The following is a 24,233-nucleotide window of genomic DNA, read 5'->3' as shown; positions in this document are numbered from 1 at the left end:
CCCTGGAATGTCCCTCAGCGCGGCGCAAGCGGACCGGCCGGCGGCGGCACGGTCCCGTTCAGCCCCCACTTGGGCGGGAACCATGCCGTCATCGGTGCTGCGTCGCTGCGGTAGACCTGCTTGATCCGGCTGCGCCCGCTGATCCCCTGGACTTCCGGATGGGCCACCCGGGCGTACTTGTCCACCTCGCAGAAGAGGTTCTGGCAGTCGATCAGTTGCAACGGCCGGCCCTTCAAACCGCCGAACACCAGGCCCAGACGGGCGAAATGCTCGTCCTGGCTCCGGGCCATGTACCGGATGACCTCGGACTCGATGCCGTCCGCAGACCGTCCGAAGCACTTGCGGATCCCGTCCCGCGCCCCAGGCCCCGGCACCACGAAGTCCATCTCCGAGAACGGCATCTGCTCCGCGTAGTTCAGGTCGATCAAGTACTGGTACGCCAGGAAGGGGCCGATCGCGGGGAAGCCGAGCAGCACCTCGTATGCGTCACGCATCGTCGGCGCGGCCAGCACACGCTCCGGAGCCGACCTGCTCATCATCAACTCCAGCAACCGCAGATGGTTGCGGTGCTTGCGCCCCTCCCCCAGCTGAGGGGGCGGCACGATATACGCCGCCGAGTACAGCCGCTCGCCACGGTCGAAGCGCTCCGACAGCACCTTGTCGTAGAGGCCGTAGTCGTAGGCGTCCCACCGCACCTCCCCCAGCGACCGCGTCAGCAGCCTCCAGGTCGACACCTTATTGAAGATCTTGAACAGCAGGGTACGGAAGAACACCTCCTCCCACGCCTGGGATCCGCGGTAGGAAACCTCCGCAATCAACGCCTGGCTGACCCGGTCCGCCGCTCGGAAACAGTTGGTGAACCGGTGCTGCGCCAGGATCGGATCCTGCGTCCACGGCGCACCGCGCCCCTCGAGCCGCCCCAGGTACACCTCCTGCCGCGCCGCGGCAAAACGCCAGTAGGTGTCGAAAACCGCCGTCGGGCGCAGCACACGGCCCGCCACCCGCACCGTCCCAGGCCCCGGGTGCGCCCCGCGCACACCCTCAGGACCTTGCAGCATCATCACCATAGGGTGAATATATATTGACCGTAGGTAACCTGTCACAGGGAGTGGGGTACCCGTGGAACTGCTGTGGCAGCAGGCCCGCCGCAACACGCTGATCACCTGGCCCGAGGACGTCGACCGCAGACTCGACATCCTCGTCCGCTCTGCCACCGCCGCAGGCGAGAACACATCCCGCTCGCAGATCCTCGCCGCCCTCGTCACCGCAGCCGGCACCGACCCCCAGCACCTGGCCGCAATCCTGCGGGCATACCGTCTCTTGCGCACCGACGCGCTCACCGGTGACTCCCACCGTGACGACCTCCCCGCCGTCCGCACTCCCGGCCCTCCACGAACCCGGCGCTGACGGCAGCACGGGCCGGCCTCCGCACGACCACTGTCAGCGCACGGCACGGGCACGGGCCTCCAGGGTTCGCTTTGATGGCCGGCGGACTTCAGTCGCTGCACCCCGGGCGCCAGCGCTCTTTATGCCCTGGCGAGCATGGCGCCGCCGGAGCAGGCGAGCCGGTCGGTCAGCACCGTGTCAAATGTGTGCGGTGATCTGCGCGTAGGTGCGGAAGTTGCCCAAGGTTCCCAGGGCGTCGGCCCGCGCGCGATGAGGACGTTCCCGCCATCATCCTGGCGGTCCATGAACTGGTCGACGGCAGCACGAGTTGTCGGTGGACTGGAGCTACTGACTCTGGCATCCCTCGGTGGCACCGCCCGCCGGTACGAGCGGGACGTTGAGATTGCGGGATCCCAAGACTGCGCAGCTGCGAAGCTGGTGAGTTGCGAGGGCGGCCGCTGTCAGACGGTGAGCCAGACCCCGACCGATGGCGCACACGAACACCCACACCGTCAGGCGACTTCGGGGAGCTCCGGTTCCAGGAACCGAGGCGCAACTGGCAGGCCGAGCGCGTCGAGTGCTGCGGCCTGTTGTGGGGTGAGCTGGGCGGCGTCGTACCGGCGCTGGTCGATCCAGGTGTCCAGCCTGACGTGGTCGGTGTCGACGGCCTCGACATGTCCGTCGGGAACCTGGAGGTGGCCTTCACGTCGGAGGAACCTGCGCGCGGCGCGCAGTCCGCGCGCGAAGGTCATCGCCGGGCCGCTGGTCTGCCACAACAGCAGCAGGGCATGGGGGTGAAGGTCCGGGTACTGGCGTGCCAGGAGGGTGAGTTGGGCGAGCTGCCCCGGCTCCAGGACGGGCTTTTGATCGATCTGGTGGTCCAGCCACGCCTCCAGTGAGAGGTCCGTCTCGGCAGCGACCTGGTACGTGGGCCGCCAGTCGCCGGTGGCGAGGCAGCGCCGCAGCCGGGCGCAGTTGTACTGCCAGTCGACGCTCCAGGCCGGGTTCCAGCAAGGGTCGATGGAGTTCAGCGCCTCGAGGCGTTCGGGGGGCAGCTCGTCCTCGCGGGTCATGGCTCGCATCTGATCGAGCCACTGGGCCAGGCCGGCGTCCACGTCGGGGGTACCGGCGTGGACTGCGAGGGTGTGGTGGGCGGTCGCGAAGTCGCGGGCCACGGCGAGGTAGTGCTCAAAGCTGCCGGGTGGGTGAGGCCAGGAGATGCGCAGCGCGTACAGGGCGAAGGCCTGGTCGGGGTCGAGGGTGCCCTCGGCATAGCGGTTGCGCTGCTCGCCGATCCAGGAGCCGAGGTGGACGCCGGCGGAGTCCCGGTGGTCGGTGGGGACTTCGAGATGGCCGTGCTCCTCGTAGAAGCGCATGGCAGCCTCGTAGCCGCTGTTCCAGCCGTCGCCCTGGAATTGGTGGGCTCGTAGGGAGAGTACGCCGGCGATCTCGTCGGGGCGCTCGGGCTCGGTCAGGACCGGGTCCTCGGAGCGGCGGCCGGAGCCGCGGCGCAGGCGGGTGTAGAACTTGCTGTCGGCGGTGCGCAGCCCGTCCAGGATGGCCCACAGGTCGCGGAAGTCGGAGGACTCCATGGCCTCGCGGGTGGTTTGTCCCGGGCGGATGTACACGGGGATGATCAGTGTGGCGATCTTGCCGCTGCCTGGCGGCTGGCGCAGGGCGCGGCCGAGGGTCTGGATGATGTCGACGACGCTGCGTTTGGGGTCGGCGAACAGCACCGCGTCGGCTTCGGGCATGTCGACGCCTTCGCCCAGGCATCTGACGCTGCTGAGAATGTGCGTGTGGGTCTGTCCGGGCAGGAGGGCGGTGCGGCTCTGCCAGGAACTTCCCGCGAAGCGCCAGAGTTTGGTGTTGCGCTCGGAGCGGGGCTGGCGGCTGTCGACAGCGGCGGCCCACAGTTGCATCGGCTGGCCGCCCTGGGTGAAAGCCGTGGCGGTGCGTGGCAGGGTCCGGGCGAAGGTGCGAGCGGCCGCGATCAGGCGGTGGAACGTCAGGACGCGGCTGAGGCGGTAGTCCTGTATGGCGCGCAGCAGTCCCACTTGCATGGCTGCCAGGCGCAGTCCGTCCAGGTGAGGGGTTGCCTCGGCCGTGGTGAGGATGTCGTGCAGGTCCTCCGCGCTGATGACGGGGACGACGACGCGGTAGTCGGCGAGGATGCCCTGGGCGATGGCTTCGGCCAGTTCGAGGCGGAAGACGACGGGTCCGAACACTGCGGGGTTGTCCATCGATGCCAGTGGTTGCTTGTACGCGCCGGGTTTTCTGGACTTCGGGTGGCTCCAGCGGCGTGGCGTCGCCGTCATGTAGAGGCGGCGCTGCGCGGGGATCTGGGCATCGTCGTGGATGTCGCCCCAGCTCTTGTCGAGGCTGCCGGTGGTGTGGTGGGCCTCGTCGGCGACGGCGAGGGCCCACTCCGGCAGGCCGTGGCGGCGGTGGGCCTCGACGATCGCGGGCAGGGACTGGTAGGTGGAGAAGACGATGGTGGGGCCGCTGTGGTCGGCGACGTGGCGGGCGAGTTCGGCCGGGCTGGTGGTGAAGGGGATGCACAGGGCGCCTCGGCCGGACGGGGGCAGGGCGCAGACCGCGATGTGCTTCTCGTCCGGATGGCCGCGGTCCCACTCGCGTGCTGTCTGCGCCACCAGATCCTGGCTGGGGGCGAGCACGAGGATGTTGCCGTGGGAGGTGTAGGTGTCGGCGCTGACCCGGGCGATGATGGTCTTGCCGGTGCCGCAGGCCGCGACCACGGTCACTCGTGGGTGACGTTGGAGGCCTGCGGTGATGGCGCTGACGGCGCGTTGTTGGTGCGGGCGTAGTCGGATGGGCTGGTGGGGCACGTGGGCGTCCTCGGCGACCGGCAGCTGGATCGGCGGGGCGATCGCCGTGCCTGCATGGCTCGTGCCCCGCTCCGGACACCAATTCGATCGTCTTTCCGGTGTTCCTTGTCAAGCAGGCTTCGGAATTCTCGTCGATTTGACTGCCGGGGTGGCGCCTTCAGGACCGTAAATGTCATTCTGATTCGTTCGGTTCGCCTTGAGGCCGCTGTTCCGCGTGAATCGGCTGAGCCGCGGGCGCCGAGGAGCTGCCTCGTCGGCTCACCGAGCCAGTATCCTCAGCCGGGTTTCAGCAGGTAGGGCAGGAGTCGCCCCGCCAGGTGGCCGAAGGTGACGTGTCCCACGCCCCGCAGTGCGGTGGCCGACCGCTTCAGCCGCCCTCTGCGGCGGCGGCCCTTCGGACGCGAGGAAACGCTTCTCCCATTCGGCCACCAGGGCGACCATTCTCATATTCGGCAGATCGCTGTCAAGAATTGGCACGCTTTGCCGGATTCTTTTCCTTATTCCCGCTCCTCGTGCCGCTCGGTGTGGTAGCCATGGCCGCAGAGGCGAGGGAGGGTCATGGATTCGGTGGCGGGCTTGGATCGGGTACGGGTGCGCGAGCTGCCATTGCACGTCCGGTTCATGGCGGGCGAGTCGACCGGTTCCTATGTGACCCGCCTCGCCGGCCGAAACGGGCTTGAGGTCCAGCAGTTGCTGGACGAGGTCGGGCAGGGCAGCACGAGGGCTGTCGCGCCGCACCTGACCGAGCTCTACCTCAACCGTCCTGCCGCCGAGCGCTTGGCCGCCCTGGCCGGCCGTCCGCTGGAGGTGATGCGGCGGGCGCTCGCGAGCCTGGACGCGGCATACCTGCTCGACGAAGGTGACGGAACTCCCGCTTGGTCGTTCCCGTGGGCAGTGCGGGACGGCTATCTCGTGCGGGCCTGCGCATTGTGCGCGGCCCGCCGCGGCATCGGCGAGCCGACCTGGATGATGGTGGCGGACCCCTGGCACCTGTGCGCCCGGCACGCACGATGGTCGGACAACTCCCGTGATCCGCAGACCCCTTGGATCAATGTGGCTGACTGGCCGCAGATCCTGGCGGCGGAACGCCAGCGGGTGGCCATGGAGCGGCGCCTGGGCCGCACCGCACGCGCGCTGTTCGCCGACGCGCGCACGATGAGCAGAGCCGACCCGAGCGCGCCGGACAGGCTCCGGGTGATGGCCGACCGTCTCGGGGAGGCCCGTGCTGCCTCCTTGTTGTTCTACCCGCACACCGTGCGCATCGCCCGCCTCTTGGCTCGGGTCGAGCGTCGCCGGCTCGGCCGGGAGCTGACGGCGGACTCCTACGAGGGCTGGTTCGCGCGCAGTTCGCAGGAGTTGGGCCCCAGGTACCGGGGAGTGCTGAGGCGGTGGATGGAGTGCCACAAGCCGGTGCCGGGCCCGGAGCCGAGGCGCAGAGGTGAGTTGGGGCGGGCCGTGCTGGTCTCACCGCACACACGGATCGCACCGCTGGATTCGGCGCAGCAGCTCAGCTGCCTGCCCTCCGGCCCGGCGGCCAGCCCATTCGACCGGCCCTTCCTGTGAAGGGAGCCGCAGTGCACAGAAAGCGGGCCAGCAGCCCGATGCGGTCGTCGGCCATGGGTACCAGCAGCCGGAGTCGGCAGTACTCAAGGCTGATGCGCCGGGCTCCGGCGCAGAGCCGGCGGAGAGGAGTGCAGGGTGGATGTCTGGGCCTCGGTGAGCTCCGGCGAGGACGGGGCGTCGTGGGTTGATCCGCGAGTCCTGCGCGGGGAGGTGCTGGAGGAGGCGCCGTCGTCGATCCCTGCGACCTATCCGGGGCGGCAGGGCATCGCGACGGGGTGGTGGGCATCCACCACCGGCGCTCTCGTGGAGTGCGGTACGGAGGTGGAGCGCCGCGGCGCCGTGTTCCTCGACTTCGATCCGTCGGTTGCGGGTTTCGCCGCGTCCCGGGTGCGGCTGCGATGGCAGCATGAGGACCAACGGGGCACGGTGGCACCGGTGTTCTTCGCCCGCACCTGCGCCGGGCAGCGCCTGGCGGTCGTCCACCCGCCACGGCCCGGGACCCGGGGCCGACACGAACGCGAGGCGCTACACGTGGCTGCCGAAGCCGCGGGGTGGGCCCTGCGCGAGCTCGGGCCGCCTGACGGGATCCGGATCGCCAGCCTGGAACGCGCCGCAGCGTTCAGGTTCCCCGAGTTCGACGACCCCCAGGTACGGACTGCACTACGGAAGACCTTCAGCGTGCCGCGCCCACTCCAGGACGGCGTGGCAGCCGCAGGCCTACTGCCGGGCAGCAACTCCCGTGCCTACCACCTGCTCTGGACCGGTGACCTGATGACCGACTGGAGCCGGCCGCTACTGCCGACATCGACCGTGTGGACCAGTACGGAGGACACGTGACCGTCACCCAGGACAGCACACCGCCACTTGCCGAGAGCTCGGCGGCCGTGTGCGCTCTCGAGCCCGGCCAGCGGGTCCGGTTCGACGGCGAGGAGTACGTGGTCGCCGGTGTCCGGGGCCCCAGCGTGCAGTTGCTGTGCAAACAGGAGCCCTGCAGGTCGGCCGCCGTGCTCCTCCAGGTGCTGACCGGTGCTGCGGACTTCGCGGTCCTCGACGCGGTCAGCGCGCCCAGGCCGCTGCAGCAGGTCCCGGACGTGGACATCCTCGACGTGCTTGATCAGGGCAGGCGCGAGCGGATCCGCGCGTGGGAGTGGCATCTGGTCGAGCTGCGCGACGGAGTCCCGCCCGACTCAGCAGCAGGCACGAAGCCGCGCTCCGCCTACGAGACGACGAGGTCGCAGCGGGAGCGGTTCGCCGCCAAAGCGGCGGAGCTGACGGCACTGGGCTGGCGCGGCGTGTCGAACAGCACCATCCGGCGCAAGTTCCTGGCCTACCAGGACCAAGGCGTGGCCGGGCTCGCGCGGCTCGCCATCGGGCAGGTCCGCACCGACGAGCGGGTGATCCAGCTGCTGCTGCGCGAAGTCAAGCTCGCGGTCGGCGAGTCCTCGGGATGGGCGAACCGGGTCTACGAGCGGCTGCTGACCGCTCTCCACGCAGAACACCCTTCCGAGTACAAGAAGTTGGCAATCTCACCGGCGACGTTCTACCGGCTGATCAAGCGTCTGGGGATCTCCGCCGCCTATCTGCAGGCCCCGGTACAGAACCGACTCGACCAGGAGAACTCCCCCGCGTCGCCGTTCACACCGACCACGGCGACGATGCTGGGCGAGCAGGTGCAGATCGACTCCACCGGCCTGGACATCCTGGCGGTCGGCGACGACGGATTCACCGTGAGCGCGGAGCTGACCTGCGCCATCGACGTAGCCACCCGCAGCATCATCGGCGCGATGATCGTGCCCAAGAGCCCGGGCCGGGGGCCGCGCGGCCGCAGGCTCGGCGGGCGCGCCACCCGGACGTTCGACGCGACGCTCCTGCTCGCGCAGGCCCTTGCCCCGATGCCAGGCCGGGCCGGCTGGTCGCCCCTGGCCCTGGCCGAGCGGTCCGACCTGCCCTACGCGGACCTGGTGGCCTGCGATCCGCGGATGACCGGCGCGGCCGCTCGCCCGGTGATCCGCCCCAAGATGGTCGTCGTCGACCACGGGTCGATCTACCGCAGCGAGCACTTCGTGGACGTGTGCACCTCTCTGCAGATCTCGGTCAGGCCCGCGCGGGAGCGCACCCCCACCGACAAGGCGGTCATCGAGTCGACGTTCTCGGCGATCAAGAAGATGTTCTGCCAGTACGTGTCCGGCTACACCGGCTCCAGCCTGGCCAAGCGCGGCAAGCTGGTCGCGCAGCAGCCACTGTGGAGCATCAACGAGTTGCAGGACCTGCTGGACGAGTGGATCGCCCTGCGCTGGCAGCAGACCCCGCACGACGGGCTCCGCAGCCCCCTGCTGCCGGGCATGAAGCTGACCCCGAACCAGATGTATTCGGTGCTGGTGGCCTGCGAGGGACAGGTGCCGCTGCCGCTGAGCGCAGAGCAGAACCGCAAGCTGCTGCTGTGCGAGCGCCGGGTGATCACCGAGAAGGGCGTCACCATCAACAACCGCACCTACAACAGCGATGCCCTGCAGGCCTACGCACGGCTGCACACCGGCATCGCCGGGCAGGGACACCGCTGGGAGATCCGCCATCACCCCTACGTGCCGCGGTACGTGTGGCTGTACGACCACCGGGACGGGCAGTGGGCCGAGGCCGAGTTCATCCACCAGAAGCAGATCGGCGACGAGTGGACCCAGTATGAGTGGGAGGTCGCAACCGCCCACCACCTGGCCCGGGGCAGCACCAAGGAGCAGCAGCAGGCCATCGCCCAGGCGGTGCGGGAACTGCGCGAGCGCGCCCGCCGCGGCCCCAAGGACCAGCCCGCCCTGGACAGGACAGGGCGACGCCCACGGCCCGCTGCCCCGTTCACCGGTCCCGACCTGCCGGTGCGAGTGCCTGAGGTCGACCCCTACGAGGGCATCACACTCCCCACTCCGGAGACCGTGGCAGCCGCACGCGTGCTGGACGCGTCGGTGAAGAACCTGTTCCCCGGCCAGTGGTCGCCCGCGACGCCGCCGACGGTCTCCACGGCCGCCGCACCCGCCTCCGGGCAAACGCCCGCACCCGCCGCAGCCGCGGACACCCCGGACGACGAAACCCCTGGACTCGGCTCCCCCGACAAACGGGCCAGAGTTTCCCGGCCTCGACTGGCCGCCAGCGCCGCGGACCTGTTCCGAAACCTCACCGCTCTGCCCCGGGCCGAGAGCCGGCCGGCCACTGGCAATCCTCTCCCTGATGACCCGTCGAAGGAGCCCGCATGAACCGCCTGGACCTGATCCGGTCCACTCCGCTCCCCCACGGCATCGCGGTCACCGGCGCCTACCGGCCCGCCCGGCTCACCACCAAGGAAGGCTGGAACGAGTTCGCCCACCACATCCTGGCCGCGCCCGACCTGCAGGACTGCGCTCCGCTCGGCACACCCGTCCGCGACAACGACCCGCGGATGCTCCACCACGGCGAGATGCTGCCCGTGGACACCGACGACCTGTGGCGGGGCCTGGTCGACGCCCGGCGGATCCTGCGGGCCAACCGCTCACGCAGAGGCCGCCGGGTGAACATCGCCATCGACGGGGACCGCGGCACCGGCAAGACCACGCTGCTGCGCCTCATCGGCCGGGCCCACCAAGGGCAAGTCGAGGAAGCCCACGGCGTCGACCCCGAGCGCATCCCGGTCGTCTACATCGACGTCCCCCTCGAACGCGACAGCAACCTGCACTGGTCACTGCCGTTCGCCGACTTCCTCGGTCTCAACCACCTGGTCCAGCCCGCCCGCACCAGTGCTCAGGGCGGTGCTCGCGAGGACCGCAGCTTCGACATGACGGGGCCGATCACCCGCGTCATGGAAGCGGCCCAGACCGAGCTGATCCTCATCGACAGCATCCACCGGCTCACCGAAGCCGAGCGCCACATCGCTTTCCAGTACTTCTTCACCCTGCAAGAACACGTTCCGGCCACCTTCGTCTTCTGCGGTGTCAGCGCCCAGGAGACCGTCCGCTCGGCCTACCAGAAGTACCGCAGCCGGATGCCGCACCAACGTGCCTCCTTCGACAGCGACATCCCCGTGCTCTGGGTGGGCCCGGTCTCCCTCGGCAAGAGCGAGGGAAGCGACTGGATCAACGTCCTGCAGCGCATCGAGGGGGACCTGCGCCTGTACCGGCACAAGCCGGGCACGCTCACCACCAAGGAGATGGCTCTCTACCTCCACAAGCGCACCGGCGGCTACATGGAAACCCTCACCTTCCTCATCTGCCAGGCAGCCCAAGCCGCCATGGACGACCCAACCTGCGAGGCCATCACCAAGGAACTCCTCGACACGATCCGCGCCGGCCGCAACGACCCGGCCGGGTAGCTCCCCCGCCTGGCCCCACCCACCCGACCGCTGTCCGGTCGCCGAAGCGCCGTCGGACAGCGGACCGTGTCCGCAGCGCACAGTCCACTCACCCCCAGAGCTTCAACGGAAGGAAGCAGCGGCAGCATTCACTGCGGGTCGTAGAAGCGGACATCGCAGCCCGCTCGCATGCTGGCCGCCCACACGCCGGCCCGGAGGGTCTGTCCTGCCCGTGAACATGGGCAGGCCGCCGGAGGCGGAAACAGTCATCCCCGGGGCCTTCTCCATACGTTCCGCATGAGCACCCGGGAGTGTCTTTCCTCCCTTCGCTGTCGCCAGCGCGGCCCCGAAGCCGCGCCCCACCCGACAGAGCGCGGTGGCACTGGTTGAGCAAGCCCTGGGCACATGCAACCACCAGGGCCACGCCCCCTGTGGTCCCGAATCCTTGGCAGCACCAGCGCCAACAGAAACCCGGACAGGACCGCCGGGCCGGTACCGCTCTGACACCCGCCCCCTCGCCGGTAGGCTGACTGGCAGCCCCAAGAGCCAGAGCCCCTTACGGCGTTCTCATAGGCCTTGGAACGTAGTTGCATCTCCTGAAACACTCCAGCTCAGATGCCCTACACGGAGCACTCTCTGACGCACCGTACATCAAAGAGCCAGGTCAACACCCTGTTGCAGTACGCCTACCTGGTCTCTCAGTTTGTGAAACAGAGCAGGTCAGAGACCATCAGATGCCCCACTGCGTTTCAGGTCCACTGAGGCCACATACCTGTCACCTGGCCGAGCAGGCCCGGGCCGGCCGAGGCGCCAGCGAGGTCCCCGTCGCCTACCTACTGGTGCCGCCCGGTGCCAGCGCCAAAGCCCTCGCGCTCGAGTTCGCCCGCTACCTCGGCATCCCCGTCTCCGCCCGCATGACCCAGGCCCAGATCGCCGCATCCGTGTGCCACACCTACAACACCGCCGGGGTGCGGCTGGTGATGATCGACGAGATCCACCGCCTCAACCCGCGCACCAGCACCGGTGCCGAGGCAGCCGACTTCCTCAAAGACCTCACGGAGCGAATCTCGGCGACGTTCGTGTACGCGGGCATCGACGTCACCGCCACCGCGCTGTTCACCGGCACCGCCGGCGCCCAACTCGCCGGCCGTGCCGGTCTGATCGACTGCGACCCCCTGCCGGTGGTGGCCCGCACAAGCGCCGCCGCGGCAGGCACCAGCATGACGGGGCCCGGCGCCGGCGCCACGACACGGGGCCGGAGCGGCGGCGGAAGCCCCGGTGACGGCCGCGATGGCGACAGTGAGGGACCGGAGGGCGGTGCGACCAGGACCGGGCGGGGGCGAGGAGGGAGGAGCGCGGGCGGTGCCGACAGCGGGCACAGCGCCGACGGGGGCGGACCGCCGGGCGCATCGGCAGCCTCTCCCGCCTGCTGCGGCGAGCCGCGATCACCGCCATCCTCGACCAGAGCGAGAAGATCACCCGCACCGGCTTGGACGCCATCGCCCTGGACCACCTCGCCGAAGAGCACTACCGGCCCCGCACCTCTATCCGCCGGAACCCACGGGCCACAACGCCCGCCCGGCGAGCCCGATGACGCCTCGTCGGATGGGCCGCCCCGTCAGGCCGCCCGGGCCCGGCGCCCTGTTCCTGGAAGCTCTCGCAGCATCCGAGGCGCGCTCCAGCGGCACCGCGACCACCGGCCCCTTGCCGGCCCCGGCAGAGCCCCGTGCACCGCGGCCGCTCGGCCCCATCCACCCACCGACGGCCGGAGCCGTGCGGGTGCGGCCTATCCCCCACGAGAGCACCGCCTCATACCTGCACCGCCTCGCCCACGCCTACCGGACCACCACCGTCCACCTGCTCGACGCCCTCGGCATCGCCCTCCCCCACCCCAGCAGCAGCCGCGCCGGTGCCGGCACCGCCGAACTCCGCCTCGACACCGCGGCCCAGCACCAACTGGCCGTCTTCACCCGCACACCGCTCAGGGACCTCAGCCGGGCCTTGCCCCACCTGGCCGCCGACCGTACCCAGCTCCACTCCCCCAACACCGGTACTCGCCGAGCCGCGACACCCGGTGGGCTAACGTCGCCCGCCGGCGTCTGGCAACCGCTCGAGCCCGGCGAACAGCCCGTCCTGGCATGTCCCGCCTGCACCCTGCGCCACACCCAAGGAGCGACCAGCCGCGCCAGCATCCACCCGCCCGCGCACCAGGCCCTGTGCCCGCTCCACCGACACTGGAGCCTGGATCCGGACAACCACCTGACCACCGCCGCCCTGCCCGAACTGCGCCAGGCCCAACGCGACCACCAGCGCCTGCTCCGCCGCCCGGACGCCGCCAACGCCACCCTCTGGGCCACAGCCATCACCACCCGCTGGTACGACCAGCAGAGCGTCCTCGCCACACGATGGCAGCACCGGCTCCAGCGCCTGGCCGACACCAACCCCCACGTCACACCCGTCGGAAGGTCCTGGGCCCTGCACGCGCGCGGCCTCGTCACCTACCCCGAAACGATCGTCCTCGCCCGCACCCTGGCCACCACCCGCCTGCCCGGACAGCCACGGCAAGGACCCGCACCCACCCCGCATCCCGCCATCACCGCCTTCTGCCGCCACACCGCCCACCGCCTCGGCATCGCCCGCCTCACACCCCCACCCAGCGACCTCCTATGGACCTGGATCCACCGGACGCCGGCACGCAGCGGCTGACCAGTCCGCTCCCCGCCCCGCACCAGGCCGAAGCGAACGGACCCCCCAGACGCTCCCCTCCGACACGACACGATCGTTAGGGTCAGCCCATGGCAGCACGCTTCCACCGCATCGAGGCCATCTTCGGCGGCCGACTCGACCAGATCACCTTCGCCCAACTCGCCGCTCTGGTCGGCAACACCGACGCTTTCGAGGATGAAGACCTCGACTACAAGTCAATCCACTACGCCCAAGACAAGAAAACCGAACTGGCTAAGGACGTGGCCGCGATGGCGAACACCATCGGCGGCGTCCTGGTCCTCGGGCTCGCCGAAGACCGAAAATCCCGCTGCCCAAGCGCGGTCGTCCCGGTAGAACTCACCGACGGCCGCCTACGCCAGATCCGGGCCACTGTCGCCTCCAACCTACGGCCCGCCCCACGAATCGAACTGATCGCCAAGGAAGACACACCCGGATCCAACCAGGGCATCCTCCTGATCGCCGTCCCCCGCAGCCCCGACGCACCCCACGCCGTCATCGAACACAACCAGGACCACCGGCTCGCGTACCCCTACCGCGACGGCGACACCACCCGCTGGCTGACCGAAGCCCAGGTCGCCACCTCCTACCGACGCCGCTTCCAGGAACTCACCGAACGCGGCGACCGCCTCACCCGCGTCGAGACCGATGTCGAGGACACCACCGACGACCTCGCACACTCCTTCCACCGGACCGGCGGAAACGCACTGCTGACCGTATCCCTGGTCCCCGACGTCCCCGGCGACATGGTCATCAACAACCGCACCATCCGGGGCATCACCGAACAGGAACTACGAGCCGCTCCCCTGATCGGACGCACCAGCGCACCCTTCACCCAGACCCGAGTCGGCCACCGCCGCATCATCCTGCTGGACCACGGGCAGCCCCCGGACTTCGTCGCCGAACTCCACAGCGATGGCTCCGGCGCCTGGGCCGTATCCGTGCCCACATGGCAACTGGCGACAAGCGAGGCCAATCCCTGGGGCCACGGCGCCGACACCGACGCCATCGTCACCCTCGTGCTGTCCGCCCTGCGCCACCTCGCCCGCCACGCCGTGACCCGCACCGGAGCCGGCGGCACCACCGCCCTGCGCACCCGAATCATCAGCCGTACACCCACCGACTCGCCCGTCCTGCTCTCTGGTACGACTCCCCGCTGGCAGGCCCTCCACCTCGCCCACCAACGCCTCTCCGGACACGAAAGCGGAATACAGGTAGGAACCACAGCCAACCGCACCGCCACCGGACAAGCCCGCACCCTCCTCGACGACCTCGCCGACGGAGCCACCCCACTCCTCCAGGCCGCCTCCCTGCTCATCGGCGACCTCTTCCAGCACTACGGCCTCGCCGAAGCCCCTCAGCTCACCCGCGACGGAACCCTCAACGCCATGGCCTGGGCCGAACCCGAACGCACTCTCATCACTGCTTGGGCCAAGCAGGCAGGCATCGCCACCGCCTGACCGCGCCGCTCGACCGCGCGATGCCGTCGCAGTCAGCGGCATCGGACGTCACCTGTAATTGCAGCGAGGCCAATACAAGGTCCAACGACCGGGCTGTCACTCCGGCCTACGAGAACGTTCAGCTTCCCTGGTGTGTCAGCACGACACGGGCGGCAATGGTCTTCTCAGTATCGGGAGCGAGGTCGAACAGCCTCATGAGCCAACTGGCCGCCAGCTTGTGGCCCAGCTCGGCGACCAGCGCGGCGTAGAACTGGGCGAGGGCGTCTTCCAGCGGCGTTCCCGCGTCATCGCGAACGGCGATACCGCAACGGAGCCCAGCGAGAACGAACGGGAGCGAAGAAGCGGTAACCCATGACTGCGTCAGGGCGTGCCAAGCCAGCGTCTTGAGGTTCTGGCTGACGGCGCCAGACGCCGATGCCTTCGCCAGGCCGGTGGACGCCATGGCCAGCCATTGGGCGATGTCCTGCGGGTATCGCTCACTGACGTGGGTGATGCAGCCGAGAACGAACGAGGCCACCGGTTGCGGCTCGGTCCATGCCTGTGGGCGGGACAGCGCTTCCGCGACGGCCTTCGCGCGCCAGCCGTCCGCAAGGGCGGCCGCGGTGTAGAGGTCGTGGGAGAAGTCGATGTCGGCGTAGTAGTGGCGCAGGAGTTCTGCCTTGGCGAGCAGGACTTCGTCTGTGCTGAGCCGACCCGCTGTGCCCACCGCGTCGAGGAGGTCGAGGGTTCCGAACGCAGGGACGTCGCTGGAGTGTGCAAGGGAGCGCAGCACTCGGTCGTCGGTCCACAGGACCAGCCCGTGTTCCTTCGCGTGGTCGAGTGCGGTGAGCCACTGCCCTCCGCGGTGTGCGGGGAGCGGGAAGCTTCGCAGTTCCGGATGCGGAACCCTGGCAGTTGACCTGAGGATCTCAACGACGCGGCCCGCCGTGGAGCGGTACCGCTCGAGCTCGCCCGCTTCTTCGGGACGAACGTCCGGCTGCTGCCCTTCGGGATCCCAGACGATCGTGAGGTCTGACTGCAGGGCCAGCGAATCCTTTGCCTGCAGCGCGTCCTGGAACAGCTGGTCGGTGGTGACAACTCCGTCAGGGAATCCGATCAGGATCTCGGCCAGCCGAGGATCCAGCAGCGCCAGGGTGTGCGCGACGGTCGGATCGATGACAGCGCGGACGCTCTGAGCAGCGGTGACTGCTTCAGCACCTGCGGCATCGGCCATGGCATCGCGGGCATACACGAAGCCGGCGGCGCGGCACAGGCTGGCCTCGGTGTAGGTGCGGCCCACCACCCGCGTCAGGATGCCCAGGGGGAGGTCGCCGCTGGCGACCTTGTCCCGGACCTCTCGGGTGCTCTCATATGCCTGCCTCAGATCGTCGGCAAGGTTGGCCAAGGGGTCGTTGTTGGGGCCCAGTTGCACGGCCCGGAACTGGGAGCTGCCGGGGAAGCGTTCCAGGTAGCGCTCGGTAGCTTGCCTCAGTTGCTCACCGTCCGCCTCGCTCCAGCGCTCCTGCGTTGCAGCAGCGCCCGCGTGCAGTGTCGTGATGAAGCCGCCGAGAAGCTCCTCGTCATCGGGCCAACGCCGCATCAACGTCAGAGCCTGGCCTACGAAGGTCGCGTCGTCGGAATACCTCACCCCCAGGGCGACCCACAGCAGGGCCTCGTGTCGGGTGCGGGGCTCAACGGGGGTTCCTTGATCGACCAGTACGTTCCAGGCGTCCTCAGTCATACCGCGGACCACGTGGCAGCGGGCCAGTGCCCACAGGGCGTCGTGGTCGTGCGGGTTGAGCGTGAGCATGCTGCGCGCAGCAGCGGCGGCTCGATCGGGATTGCCTTCCGCGAACTCCGCGTCGACCAGGAGCGCGTACATCTCGCTCCTGCTCTGGGCAGGCCAGCCGGGGCCTCCCAGCTCCAGCGCGTCCCGCGCGCAGTCCCTTGTCGTCCCCGGCATATCGGCCTGCCGGTATGCCTTGGCCGCCATCGCCATCATGGAGGCGTCCCGCCAGTACTCGGCGCCCGAGCGCAGGGTCCGTGCCCGCTGTTCCCGGTCGCCGGTGACCTGGTAGTGCTGCGCCAGCAGAATCACGATCATGGGGCTCTTGGTGACGTTGGCGCGAAGAACGCTGAGGTCACCGGTGGCACTGGACCTCGACGCCCGGGCGATGAGCCGGATGTCGGCGACCAGATCGGGGTGGGCGGCTTCAAGGTTGTTCAGGCCGGCAGGCTCCACCCCCCACTCAGCCAAGCCCATCGCGGCGTGAAGCTGCTCATGCTCGGTGGCGGCCGCGTCCCAAACCGCCTGCCAGGCAGCCTGGAGCTGCGAGATCTGCGCCTGATCGCCGTTCTCCCGCTCCAGGGTGAGGGCTGTGATCTGCGCTTTGATGTAGACGCTGTCGATCTGGCCCTGGAGGCGCCTGGCTTCGTCCATCCGTCCGGTGAGCGCGGCCAGCAGGGCCCGGTGCTCAAGCAGGCGGACATCACGCGCCTCACGAGTAGTGGCCTGCCCCTCTGGCTGTTCCTGCATCAGCTCCCAAGCGGTGGCGATGTCACCGCACGCCTGCGCTGCCTGAACGGCGGCCACGATGGGAGCCACGCTGTCGCCGAACCACGAACGCCGGCTGTCGCGCGCCTTGATCGCGAGCGAAAAAGCCTCCTGAACCTCCGTCAACCACTGGTCGCCGCGTCTGCGGTCTGCGCGCCCCAGAAGGATCTGGGCGATCGCCAGCTGGACCCCGGACAAGGTGCCGTCCGGATCCGCAGCACGCAGGCAAGCCAGAGCAGCATCGTCCTGCCCCGTGTTTGTGAGGGCGGTCGCTTCCACCGCGGCTTTCAATACGCGGGTGCTCTCGGTACCGGATTGCCATGACGCGGCATGGCTCAAGGCCGCGTCCCAGTCAGAGTCGCAGAGCGCCGTCGTGGCAAGGAGCAGCGGGGATCCAGGGTCGGCGTTGGCGGCCAGGAACTCGCGAGCCTCCTGGTCTTCTCCGGCCGCCATGTACTGCTGCGCAACCAGCACGACCCACTGGTCCCGGGGGAAAGATCTCTCGAACCCGAGACAGCACCAGCTGCAATGAGGTACTACCCCACGACAGCACGCCCGACCACGGGCCTCTCACCCCATGACAGTCATTCTGCCAACCGGCCACCCACACCAAATACCAGCCTGACCAGCACAAACCCGGACCACAGACCTCGAAACGCTACCGACTCTCACCACCACTGACACCAAACCGAGAAGTCGCAGCCGGGCCCACGCCGCGCCGACTGGTGCTGACCCCTGACATGAGATCTTGACCGCGTGCCAGATGATCTTGACGGACAGCGGGTTTCTGCCACTTGATCTTGATCAGTGGTGGGGGTCCCGGTGGCAGTTGCCGCACTCGTGCACGACGACCCGGCGCTGTCGGCGTTCGAGCTGGACTTCGTGGAGGCCGGCGGCCGGTGTCGACTGCCGCTGGGCCGGGGCCCCTGCTTGATCCTGCCGGGTCGCGAGCCCGAGGCGGTCGGGAATGCCTCGCAGCCGCTCCGGCCGAACATTTGCGCCCGCCATGCTGGCAGGGAAGGAGGACAGATGGTGTCGGCCGTTGGCGGTGGCCTAGCATTCCCGAATGATCAAGGAGCTTGGCCAGATCGTCACATGTCGCCCGGATTGCACGTATGGGCGCCCTGAGCTGCGTGCGGTACGGGCGGCGGTACGCCGCAAGGATCTGTCGCGGGTCACCCGTGCCCTGGCGGGGCAGCCGGACCACGATGTCCGGGCCGATCTGGTATATGTCGCGGCCGAGGAACTGGTGCGGCGGCACGGGCGGGCGGTGCCCGACTGGGTCCGAGGATGGTTCGACTCCGCAGCCGACGACCCGCACGCTTGGGCACTACGAGGGGCGCACGCGGTGCTGCGGGCCTGGAAGATCCGGGGCTACCGGCGCGCCGCCAGTACAAGCCCGGACTTGTTTCATCAGTTCCACCGCGTGCTGTCCGGAGCCGAGGAAGTGTGCCGGGAAGCGGCCGCCCTGGCACCCGGGGACCCCACGCCGTGGGTCCTGCTCGTACACATGGCGCGCGGCCAGGAGATCGGCCCGGACGCCACGCTGCGCAGGTTCGGCGCCCTGACCGCTCGCTGTGACACTCATCTGCGGGGAAACGAGCAGGTCGTCCTGTCGTTGTCACCGAAATGGGGAACACCGGTGGAGACGCTGCAGGGCCTTGTGGACGAGCAGTACCGGGCTGCGGCCCCCGGCTCGCCGGTACGTATGAACCTGGTGCAGGCGTACATCGAACGGTGGTACAACTTGGCCCCTGCGGAGAGGCAGGCGTTCCTCGCGCGAGCTTCGGTGCGAAGCCGGGCCGAAATCGCCATCAGTGGGTGGCTGGAGTACGGCGACACCGAGGGGCAGCATGCCCTGCACAACTCTGCGGCGTTCTGGTACACCATCACCGGCCAGCACGCCCTGGCTAGGCCACACTTCATTGCAACTCGGGGACATGCCAAGACGTTCCCCTGGTCGTACTTGCCGCATCCGGCGTGGGAGTTCCGAAAAGGCTGGCTGTCGGCCCTCCGTGGGTAATTGAGCACGGCGGAGCTTCGACCCACCTGGCCGAGCCCCGGAGTACAAGCTTCGGACCGCGGCCGAGTACGACGCCGCGCCCAAGGGTGAGAAGGGCGCGGTCCTGTGCCGCGAGCGCCTGTACCACTCCCACGTCACCGAGTGGCGGGCCGCGCGCGATGCCGGGGCCCTGGAGAACCTGGTCGACCGCCGCACCAGCCCGGCCCGCCCGAAGAAGTCCGCCGCCGAGGTCGAGAACGAGAAGCTGCGTCGGCAGGTGGAACGGCTGGAGAGGGAGCCCACCCGGAACAAGGCCGCGTTGGAGGCCCTGGGAAAAGCGTCGGCGCTCTTGGAAATGACCTCCGAGAGCGCGGACTGATGAGGACCCGCGAAAACGGCCAGCCCCGCTCTCCGTTCCCCAGTTGGTTGGGCCGTTCAACGACCTGAGGAGGGCGGGGACGGGAAGACCGACACCCGAGAGGGTGCACGGCGCCCCGTCCCCGACCCAACACATGGAACTCGACCGCCGCGGCGCCGAACTGCTGTTCCAGGTTTTGACCGAGCGGGAGGAGAAGAACAGCGTGGCCATCGCCTCGAACGAGTCGTTCGCTGGCTGGACCAAGACCTTCACCGACCTGCCTCTGCGCGGCCATCGTCGACCGCCTCACCTTCAACGGCACCATCATCGAGACCGGCATCGACTCCTACCGCCTGGCCAGCACCCGCGCCCGAGCCGAACAGCAGGCCGCCGCCCGCTGACTGAGCCAGCCGGTCACAGGACGACCGGACGATACTTGAGAGCCTCGTTGACGATCTGTTCGGCCGAGGCGTCCCGCAGTCCGGCCGGGGGATGGAAGATGAGGTCGCTGACCCGGGGATGCGTCACGTTAGCTCCGAGGAGCCGCAGGTAGTAGTTGCTCTCCGGGCCGCCGGCCAGGATCCTGCAGACGACCTCGACGAGTTCGTCCGTGGTGACGTCCGCGATCCGGGGCCGGGCCGGCCGGGCGGCCTCCAACGCAAACTCGACCAAGTCCCGGCCCCCGTCGTACTCGGCGAAGTCGAGAACCGCGTAGTCGTGACCCGTCCTCGCGTTGAACGCCACGATCTCTTCGCCCGCGTTCTCAGCTCTGCGGAGCACCAGGTCAGAGATCCGCACAATCTCACCGCAGAGCTCCTCCAACTGCTGCCGGCTCACCGACGGGGGCACCAGTTCCACTCGCAGATCCACGGCATGGATTATGCCGCCGATCTCCGACACGCCGGCACGGCCATCGAGGTGCTCTCGGTTCTGGCTGACATCGCCCAGCATCTCGATCAAGAACCGATGCCAGAACTCACCGACATCCGCTCTCCGCTTTCACCTACACAGCCAGACCGCCGACGAGGTCGTCGTCCACCGTAGCCTGAATGCGCTGAACCACCGATAATGATGAGCCGCACAAGGAAGGGCTATACGTAACCAGGGGATTGACATGACAGAGGGCGCCCACCGCATTCATGCCACTCCCTCCTGGCCTGTGAAGCTCACGTCGTCGGTGGCGGCGACGTGCTCGGCAAGTGCGATGAGGTGCCTGGTGGTGTCCAGGGATTCCTGAATGTGCTGGGCGAGTGAGTGTCGGTCGGGGTTGTTGACCCACCGTTCGAAGGCGACCGTGAACGCGGCGATCCCGATCTCCGCGGCGAGTGCCGCGGTGGTGGTCTCCATTTTACGTTCGCGCAGCGCGTGGGCGAGCGTGCAGGTGAGTGAGGCGAGTTTGGCCAGTTCACGTTCCTGGAGTTCGGGGTTGGCGGCGATGACGGCCTGACGCTGCCGTACCAGATCTGCGCGTTCTGCGAAGACGGGAGCGGCTTCGGTCAGGGCGTGGGTGGTCACCCCGAGCGGCGGGAGCAGAGCGGGGGCGGTGGCCGAGGCGTTCGCAAGTATGTCGGTGAGGGGGTTGTCGCCCGGGAAGAGGGCTTCCCGGTTGTCGGCGAAGTGCCGATAGAAGGTCCGTTCGGTGACCCCGGCGCGGGTGGCGATCTCCGCGACGGTGGTGGCGTCGAAGCCCTGGAGGTTGTAGAGCTCCAGCGCCGCTTTCTCCAGTCGGCCTCGTGCGGCGGGCTTCCATCGGCTCATGTTCCGATCCTACCCAGCGATGACAGGATCTGACATCAAAGTGACGACAGAGACTGACGTCGATGCTACGGTGATGTCACGAACTGACATCAGGGCCCTCGTCCCGGGAGGAGCCCGCAGCAGGAAGGTACGCACCATGCGCGTTTCGCCACCGGAGCCTCCGGACCCGTGGGCTGCGCCGTCGTTCTCCAACTTCTCGAAGCGGGACACCAAGTCATTGGCCTGGCCCGCTCGGACACGTCCGCCTCCGCGCTGACGGCAGCCGGAGCCGAGGTACACCGAGGCGACCTCGACGGCCGCGACGGCCTCGCCGTAGCCGCCGCGGCCGACGGCCTCCTCCACCTGGTCTTCAAGAACGACGCACGTTCGCCGGCGACTTCGAGAGCGCGGTCGCAGCGGATCTGCGCGCCATCAAGACGCTCGCAAACCCGCTCGCCGGCACCCGGCAAGCCTCTGGTGACCACGTCGCGAACCATGCTGCTCACCTTCGCGGCGCTGGAAGACGCCGCCACCGAAGCCGACGTGATCGACGCGGGGCCGCGGATCGACGCCGAGAACGCGGTGGTCGCACTCCGGCATCCGGTCGTCCGACCTCCGGCTGGCACCGATCGTGCACAGCACGCAGGACCACAATGGCTTCATCCCGGCCCTGATCTCCCTCACCCGGTCCAAGGGCGTCGCCGCCTACGTCGGCGACGGGGCGAACCGCTGGCCCGCAGTGCACACCCTCGACGCGGCGCACCTGTACCGGCTGGCGCTGGAATCCGCGCCAGCCGGGTCGCGGCTGCACGGCGTCGACGACCAGGGCATCCCCTTCCGGGAGATCGCCGAGGCCATCGGCCGCAGGCTGTACCTGCCGGTGGTCAGCACCCCCTCGACGCAGGCCGACGCCCACTTCGGCTTCCTCAGCGCCCACGCCACGGCCGACAACCCATCCTCGAACGCGCTGACCCGGAACCTCCTCGGCTGGAAGCCCGTCCAGCCCGGCCTCATCGACGACCTCGGCCAGGGCCACTACTTCGACGTCCCGGCGACCCGCACAAGCCGGGCTCGCCCCCAACTCCATCCCGCCCGGTCCCCGCGCCACATCCCGGCCCTGCTCAGCTGGTCACCGAGCCACCTGGGCCTGCTCGAAGACCTGCGAGCGACTACCTCGCCGCATCGACGGTCAGCCCCTCCCGTGTCTTGACGCAGGCCCCACCCAGGAAGGAAGAACCATGCCCCGCTCCCGTCCCGCGATCGACAGTGAACTCGCCGCAGCACTCCAGGCCATGCCGATCGGCCCTAATGGTGTCTTCGACCTGACCGACATCCCCGCCACACGCGAGGCCGTCCGCGCGCTCGCAGAAGTCATCGCCGGTAGCATCCCCGACGAGCCCACCGTCACCACCCACGAGATCCAGGTGCCGCGCGCAGAAGCCCCCGACGTCCCGGTCCTCCTGCTGCGTCCGCAGAACGCGCCCGGGCCGCTGCCAGTCATCGTCTGGTTCCACGGCGGTGGGCAAGTGCTCGGCTTCGCCGCCCAGGACGCACCCTGGCTCAAACAGCTGTCCGCGGCACTCGGCTGCGCCGTCGTTGCCGTCGACTACCGTCTGGCCCCAGAAACCCCCGCGCCCGGTGCCGCTGAGGACGGATATACCGCCTACCGGTGGATCAGTGACAACGCCACCGCTCTCGGCCTCGACCCCACCCGGGTCGGCCTGGCCGGCCAGAGCGGAGGCGGAGGCATCGCTGCCGCCACCGCCTTTCTGATCCGCGACCGCGGCGCAGCGACACCCCTGTTCCAACTGCTGCAGTATCCGATGCTCGACGACCGCAACACGACTGGCTCGAGTCGGGAGATCACCGACATCGGCATCTGGGACCGCTCGACCAACCTCCTTGCCTGGCAAGCGGTCCTCGGCGACCGCGTCGGCACCGAGGACGTCACTCCCTACGCCGCCGCCGCCCGGGGGACCGACCTCGCCGGCCTGCCCCCGACCTTCATCGGCGTCGGTGAACTCGACGTCTTCCGGGACGAGAGCCTCGACTACGCCGCGCGCCTGCACGCCCACGGCGTCCCCGTCGAACTGCACCTCTACCCCGGCGCCTACCACGCCTTCGACCTGTTCGCCCCGCAGTCCCACCTCGCAACCAGCTTCCACCACACCTGGAACAGCTACCTCGCCCGGCACCTCACGAAGACCGCGGCAACGCCGACCGAGGTGACCCCAGGGGACTTGACTGGCGCGTTCCATCACCGAGATGGTTTTGTTCGCGAGAAGCGACAGCACTTGTTCACGAGTTTGGGAGTCACCGGTGTGGCTCGGTGTTCGATTCTCGCGGAAGCCCGGTAGTCGGGCGGCAGAGGCGAGCGTTTACTCGGGGGCTCAGCTGCTCCTGGTCGCGGGTGTTGCGGTGGTGGTGTTCCAGCTGGCGAGGAGGTTGAGGGCGTCGGCGTCGCGGCTGCCGGCGGCGACGCCGCAGATGATGAGGTACAGGCCCTCGTCGGCGGTGAGCTGCATGGTCTCGTAGTTGAAGGTCATGTCGCCGACCAGGGGGTGGGTGATGCGTTTGGCTCCGGCGCGGTGGCGGCGTACTTCGTGGCGGCCCCAGCGGCGGTCGAAGGTGTCGCCGCGGGTGGACAGTTCCCCGATGAGGTCGGACAGGGCCTTGTCGTGCGGGTTGCGGCCCACTTCGGCGCGCAGGGTGGCCACGTTCTGGTCCGCGACGGCGTCCCAGTCGGGGTAGAACTCGGCGGCGGCGGGGTCCAGGAAGGTGAAACGGGCGGAGTTGACCGGGCGGGCGGGGCTGTCGAAGACGGGGGCGAACAGGGCGCAGCCCAGGGCGTTGGCGGCCAGCAGGTCCAGGCGGCCGTTGCGGATGTAGGCGGGGACGCCGCTCATGGCTTCGAGCACGTTCCACAGTTCCGGGCGCAGGGTGCGCCGGGCGGGGTGGCGCGGGGTGCGGGCAGCGGTGGTGGCATTGGCGGTGCGGACCAGGTCGAACAGGTGGGCGCGTTCGGCGTCGTCCAGTTGCAGGGCGCCGGCGATGGCGTCCAGGACGGCGTCGGTGGCGCCGCGGGCGTCGCCGCGCTCCAGCCGGGTGTAGTAGGGGACGCTGACGCCGGCGAGCTGGGCGACTTCCTCGCGGCGAAGGCCCGGGACGCGGCGGGCTCCGGCGAGCGGGGAGGGGGTGAGACCGGCCTGCTCGGGGGGTGATCCGGGCGCGGCGGGTGGTGAGGAAGTCGCGGATCTCGCTGCGTCGGTCCATGCCCCGACCCTACGGCCGGCCACCGCCTGGGACACGGCT

At 69.2% G+C, this 24,233-nt stretch carries 16 protein-coding genes and 3 pseudogenes; 13 read left to right on the top strand and 6 right to left on the bottom strand.

Annotated elements, in window-relative coordinates:
* Positions 1 to 14 precede the first annotated feature (14 nt).
* Positions 15 to 1,067: a nucleotide kinase domain-containing protein gene (locus tag OG500_RS37905; protein WP_329574968.1), complete on the bottom strand. Its 1,053-nt coding sequence runs from the start codon at positions 1,065 to 1,067 to the stop codon at positions 15 to 17.
* 52 nt (positions 1,068 to 1,119) lie between these two features.
* Here OG500_RS37905 and OG500_RS37900 point away from each other — a divergent pair, with 52 nt between their 5' ends.
* Entirely contained in the window at positions 1,120 to 1,407 is a 288-nt protein-coding gene (locus OG500_RS37900) for a hypothetical protein (protein ID WP_329574970.1), read from the top strand.
* Between the two features lie 491 nt (positions 1,408 to 1,898).
* On the opposite strand, the gene OG500_RS37895 is transcribed toward OG500_RS37900, so the two are convergent.
* Complete coding sequence (locus OG500_RS37895; protein ID WP_329574972.1) at positions 1,899 to 4,235, bottom strand: DEAD/DEAH box helicase; 2,337 nt, start codon at positions 4,233 to 4,235, stop codon at positions 1,899 to 1,901.
* 558 nt (positions 4,236 to 4,793) lie between these two features.
* On the opposite strand from OG500_RS37895, the gene OG500_RS37890 reads away from it, so the two are divergent.
* The 7 genes and pseudogenes from OG500_RS37890 to OG500_RS37855 all read left to right on the top strand — a co-directional run bounded on the left by OG500_RS37890 (position 4,794) and on the right by OG500_RS37855 (position 14,291).
* The gene (locus OG500_RS37890; protein ID WP_329574974.1) at positions 4,794 to 5,798 is read left to right on the top strand and encodes a TniQ family protein; all 1,005 of its coding nucleotides are present in this window, start codon (positions 4,794 to 4,796) and stop codon (positions 5,796 to 5,798) included.
* A 135-nt stretch (positions 5,799 to 5,933) separates the two neighbouring features.
* Positions 5,934 to 6,635 carry a TnsA-like heteromeric transposase endonuclease subunit gene (locus OG500_RS37885; protein ID WP_329574980.1) on the top strand — a complete coding sequence of 234 codons (702 nt, stop codon included), beginning with the start codon at positions 5,934 to 5,936 and terminating at the stop codon, positions 6,633 to 6,635.
* Positions 6,632 to 9,040, top strand: a complete 2,409-nt coding sequence (locus OG500_RS37880; protein WP_329574983.1) for a Mu transposase C-terminal domain-containing protein — start codon at positions 6,632 to 6,634, stop codon at positions 9,038 to 9,040. Before OG500_RS37885 ends, OG500_RS37880 begins: the two co-directional genes overlap by 4 nt.
* On the top strand, positions 9,037 to 10,128 hold the full coding sequence (locus OG500_RS37875) for an AAA family ATPase (protein WP_329574987.1): 1,092 nt from the start codon (positions 9,037 to 9,039) through the stop codon (positions 10,126 to 10,128). The genes OG500_RS37880 and OG500_RS37875 overlap by 4 nt, the downstream gene beginning before the upstream one ends.
* 749 nt (positions 10,129 to 10,877) lie before the next feature.
* Positions 10,878 to 11,701: pseudogene (locus OG500_RS38310) on the top strand (TniB family NTP-binding protein); the annotation flags it as partial.
* A 185-nt stretch (positions 11,702 to 11,886) separates the two neighbouring features.
* A complete protein-coding gene (locus OG500_RS37860) occupies positions 11,887 to 12,813 on the top strand; it encodes a hypothetical protein (protein ID WP_329587317.1) in 927 nt (308 codons plus the stop codon).
* 89 nt (positions 12,814 to 12,902) lie between these two features.
* Positions 12,903 to 14,291 (top strand): AlbA family DNA-binding domain-containing protein, encoded by a 1,389-nt coding sequence (locus OG500_RS37855; RefSeq protein WP_329587315.1) that lies wholly within the window; start codon positions 12,903 to 12,905, stop codon positions 14,289 to 14,291.
* Between the two features lie 118 nt (positions 14,292 to 14,409).
* Here the strand turns inward: OG500_RS37855 and OG500_RS37850 are convergent, their stop codons facing one another.
* Positions 14,410 to 17,298, bottom strand: a complete 2,889-nt coding sequence (locus OG500_RS37850; protein WP_329587312.1) for a PIN domain-containing protein — start codon at positions 17,296 to 17,298, stop codon at positions 14,410 to 14,412.
* A 592-nt stretch (positions 17,299 to 17,890) separates the two neighbouring features.
* Here OG500_RS37850 and OG500_RS37845 point away from each other — a divergent pair.
* Together OG500_RS37845 and OG500_RS37840 are read left to right on the top strand one after the other, a co-directional pair.
* Positions 17,891 to 18,847 (top strand): hypothetical protein, encoded by a 957-nt coding sequence (locus OG500_RS37845; protein ID WP_329587306.1) that lies wholly within the window; start codon positions 17,891 to 17,893, stop codon positions 18,845 to 18,847.
* Positions 18,848 to 19,335: 488 nt separating this feature from the next.
* A pseudogene (locus OG500_RS37840) lies at positions 19,336 to 19,585 on the top strand (ATP-binding protein); the annotation flags it as partial.
* Positions 19,586 to 19,598: 13 nt separating this feature from the next.
* Here the strand turns inward: OG500_RS37840 and OG500_RS37835 are convergent.
* Positions 19,599 to 20,135 (bottom strand): hypothetical protein, encoded by a 537-nt coding sequence (locus tag OG500_RS37835; protein WP_329587943.1) that lies wholly within the window; start codon positions 20,133 to 20,135, stop codon positions 19,599 to 19,601.
* A gap of 186 nt (positions 20,136 to 20,321) precedes the next feature.
* The gene (locus OG500_RS37830; protein WP_329587303.1) at positions 20,322 to 20,942 is read right to left on the bottom strand and encodes a TetR family transcriptional regulator; all 621 of its coding nucleotides are present in this window, start codon (positions 20,940 to 20,942) and stop codon (positions 20,322 to 20,324) included.
* Positions 20,943 to 21,110: 168 nt separating this feature from the next.
* Here OG500_RS37830 and OG500_RS37825 point away from each other — a divergent pair.
* The 3 genes and pseudogenes from OG500_RS37825 to OG500_RS37815 all read left to right on the top strand — a co-directional run.
* A pseudogene (locus OG500_RS37825) lies at positions 21,111 to 21,227 on the top strand (3-beta hydroxysteroid dehydrogenase); the annotation flags it as partial.
* A gap of 325 nt (positions 21,228 to 21,552) precedes the next feature.
* Positions 21,553 to 22,131, top strand: coding sequence for a hypothetical protein (locus tag OG500_RS37820; RefSeq protein ID WP_329587300.1), 579 nt, complete (start codon positions 21,553 to 21,555; stop codon positions 22,129 to 22,131).
* 28 nt (positions 22,132 to 22,159) lie between these two features.
* Entirely contained in the window at positions 22,160 to 23,278 is a 1,119-nt protein-coding gene (locus OG500_RS37815) for an alpha/beta hydrolase (protein ID WP_329587297.1), read from the top strand.
* A gap of 33 nt (positions 23,279 to 23,311) precedes the next feature.
* Here OG500_RS37815 and OG500_RS37810 read toward each other — a convergent pair whose 3' ends face one another.
* The gene (locus OG500_RS37810) at positions 23,312 to 24,229 is read right to left on the bottom strand and encodes a helix-turn-helix domain-containing protein (protein ID WP_329587294.1); all 918 of its coding nucleotides are present in this window, start codon (positions 24,227 to 24,229) and stop codon (positions 23,312 to 23,314) included.
* Between the last annotated feature and the right edge of the window lie 4 nt (positions 24,230 to 24,233).

Origin of the sequence: Kitasatospora sp. NBC_01250, assembly GCF_036226465.1 — a bacterium.
In the GTDB taxonomy this organism is placed as follows: domain Bacteria; phylum Actinomycetota; class Actinomycetes; order Streptomycetales; family Streptomycetaceae; genus Kitasatospora.
Note: the sequence above shows the minus strand (reverse complement) of the source record. Positions and strands in the feature narration are given on the sequence as shown.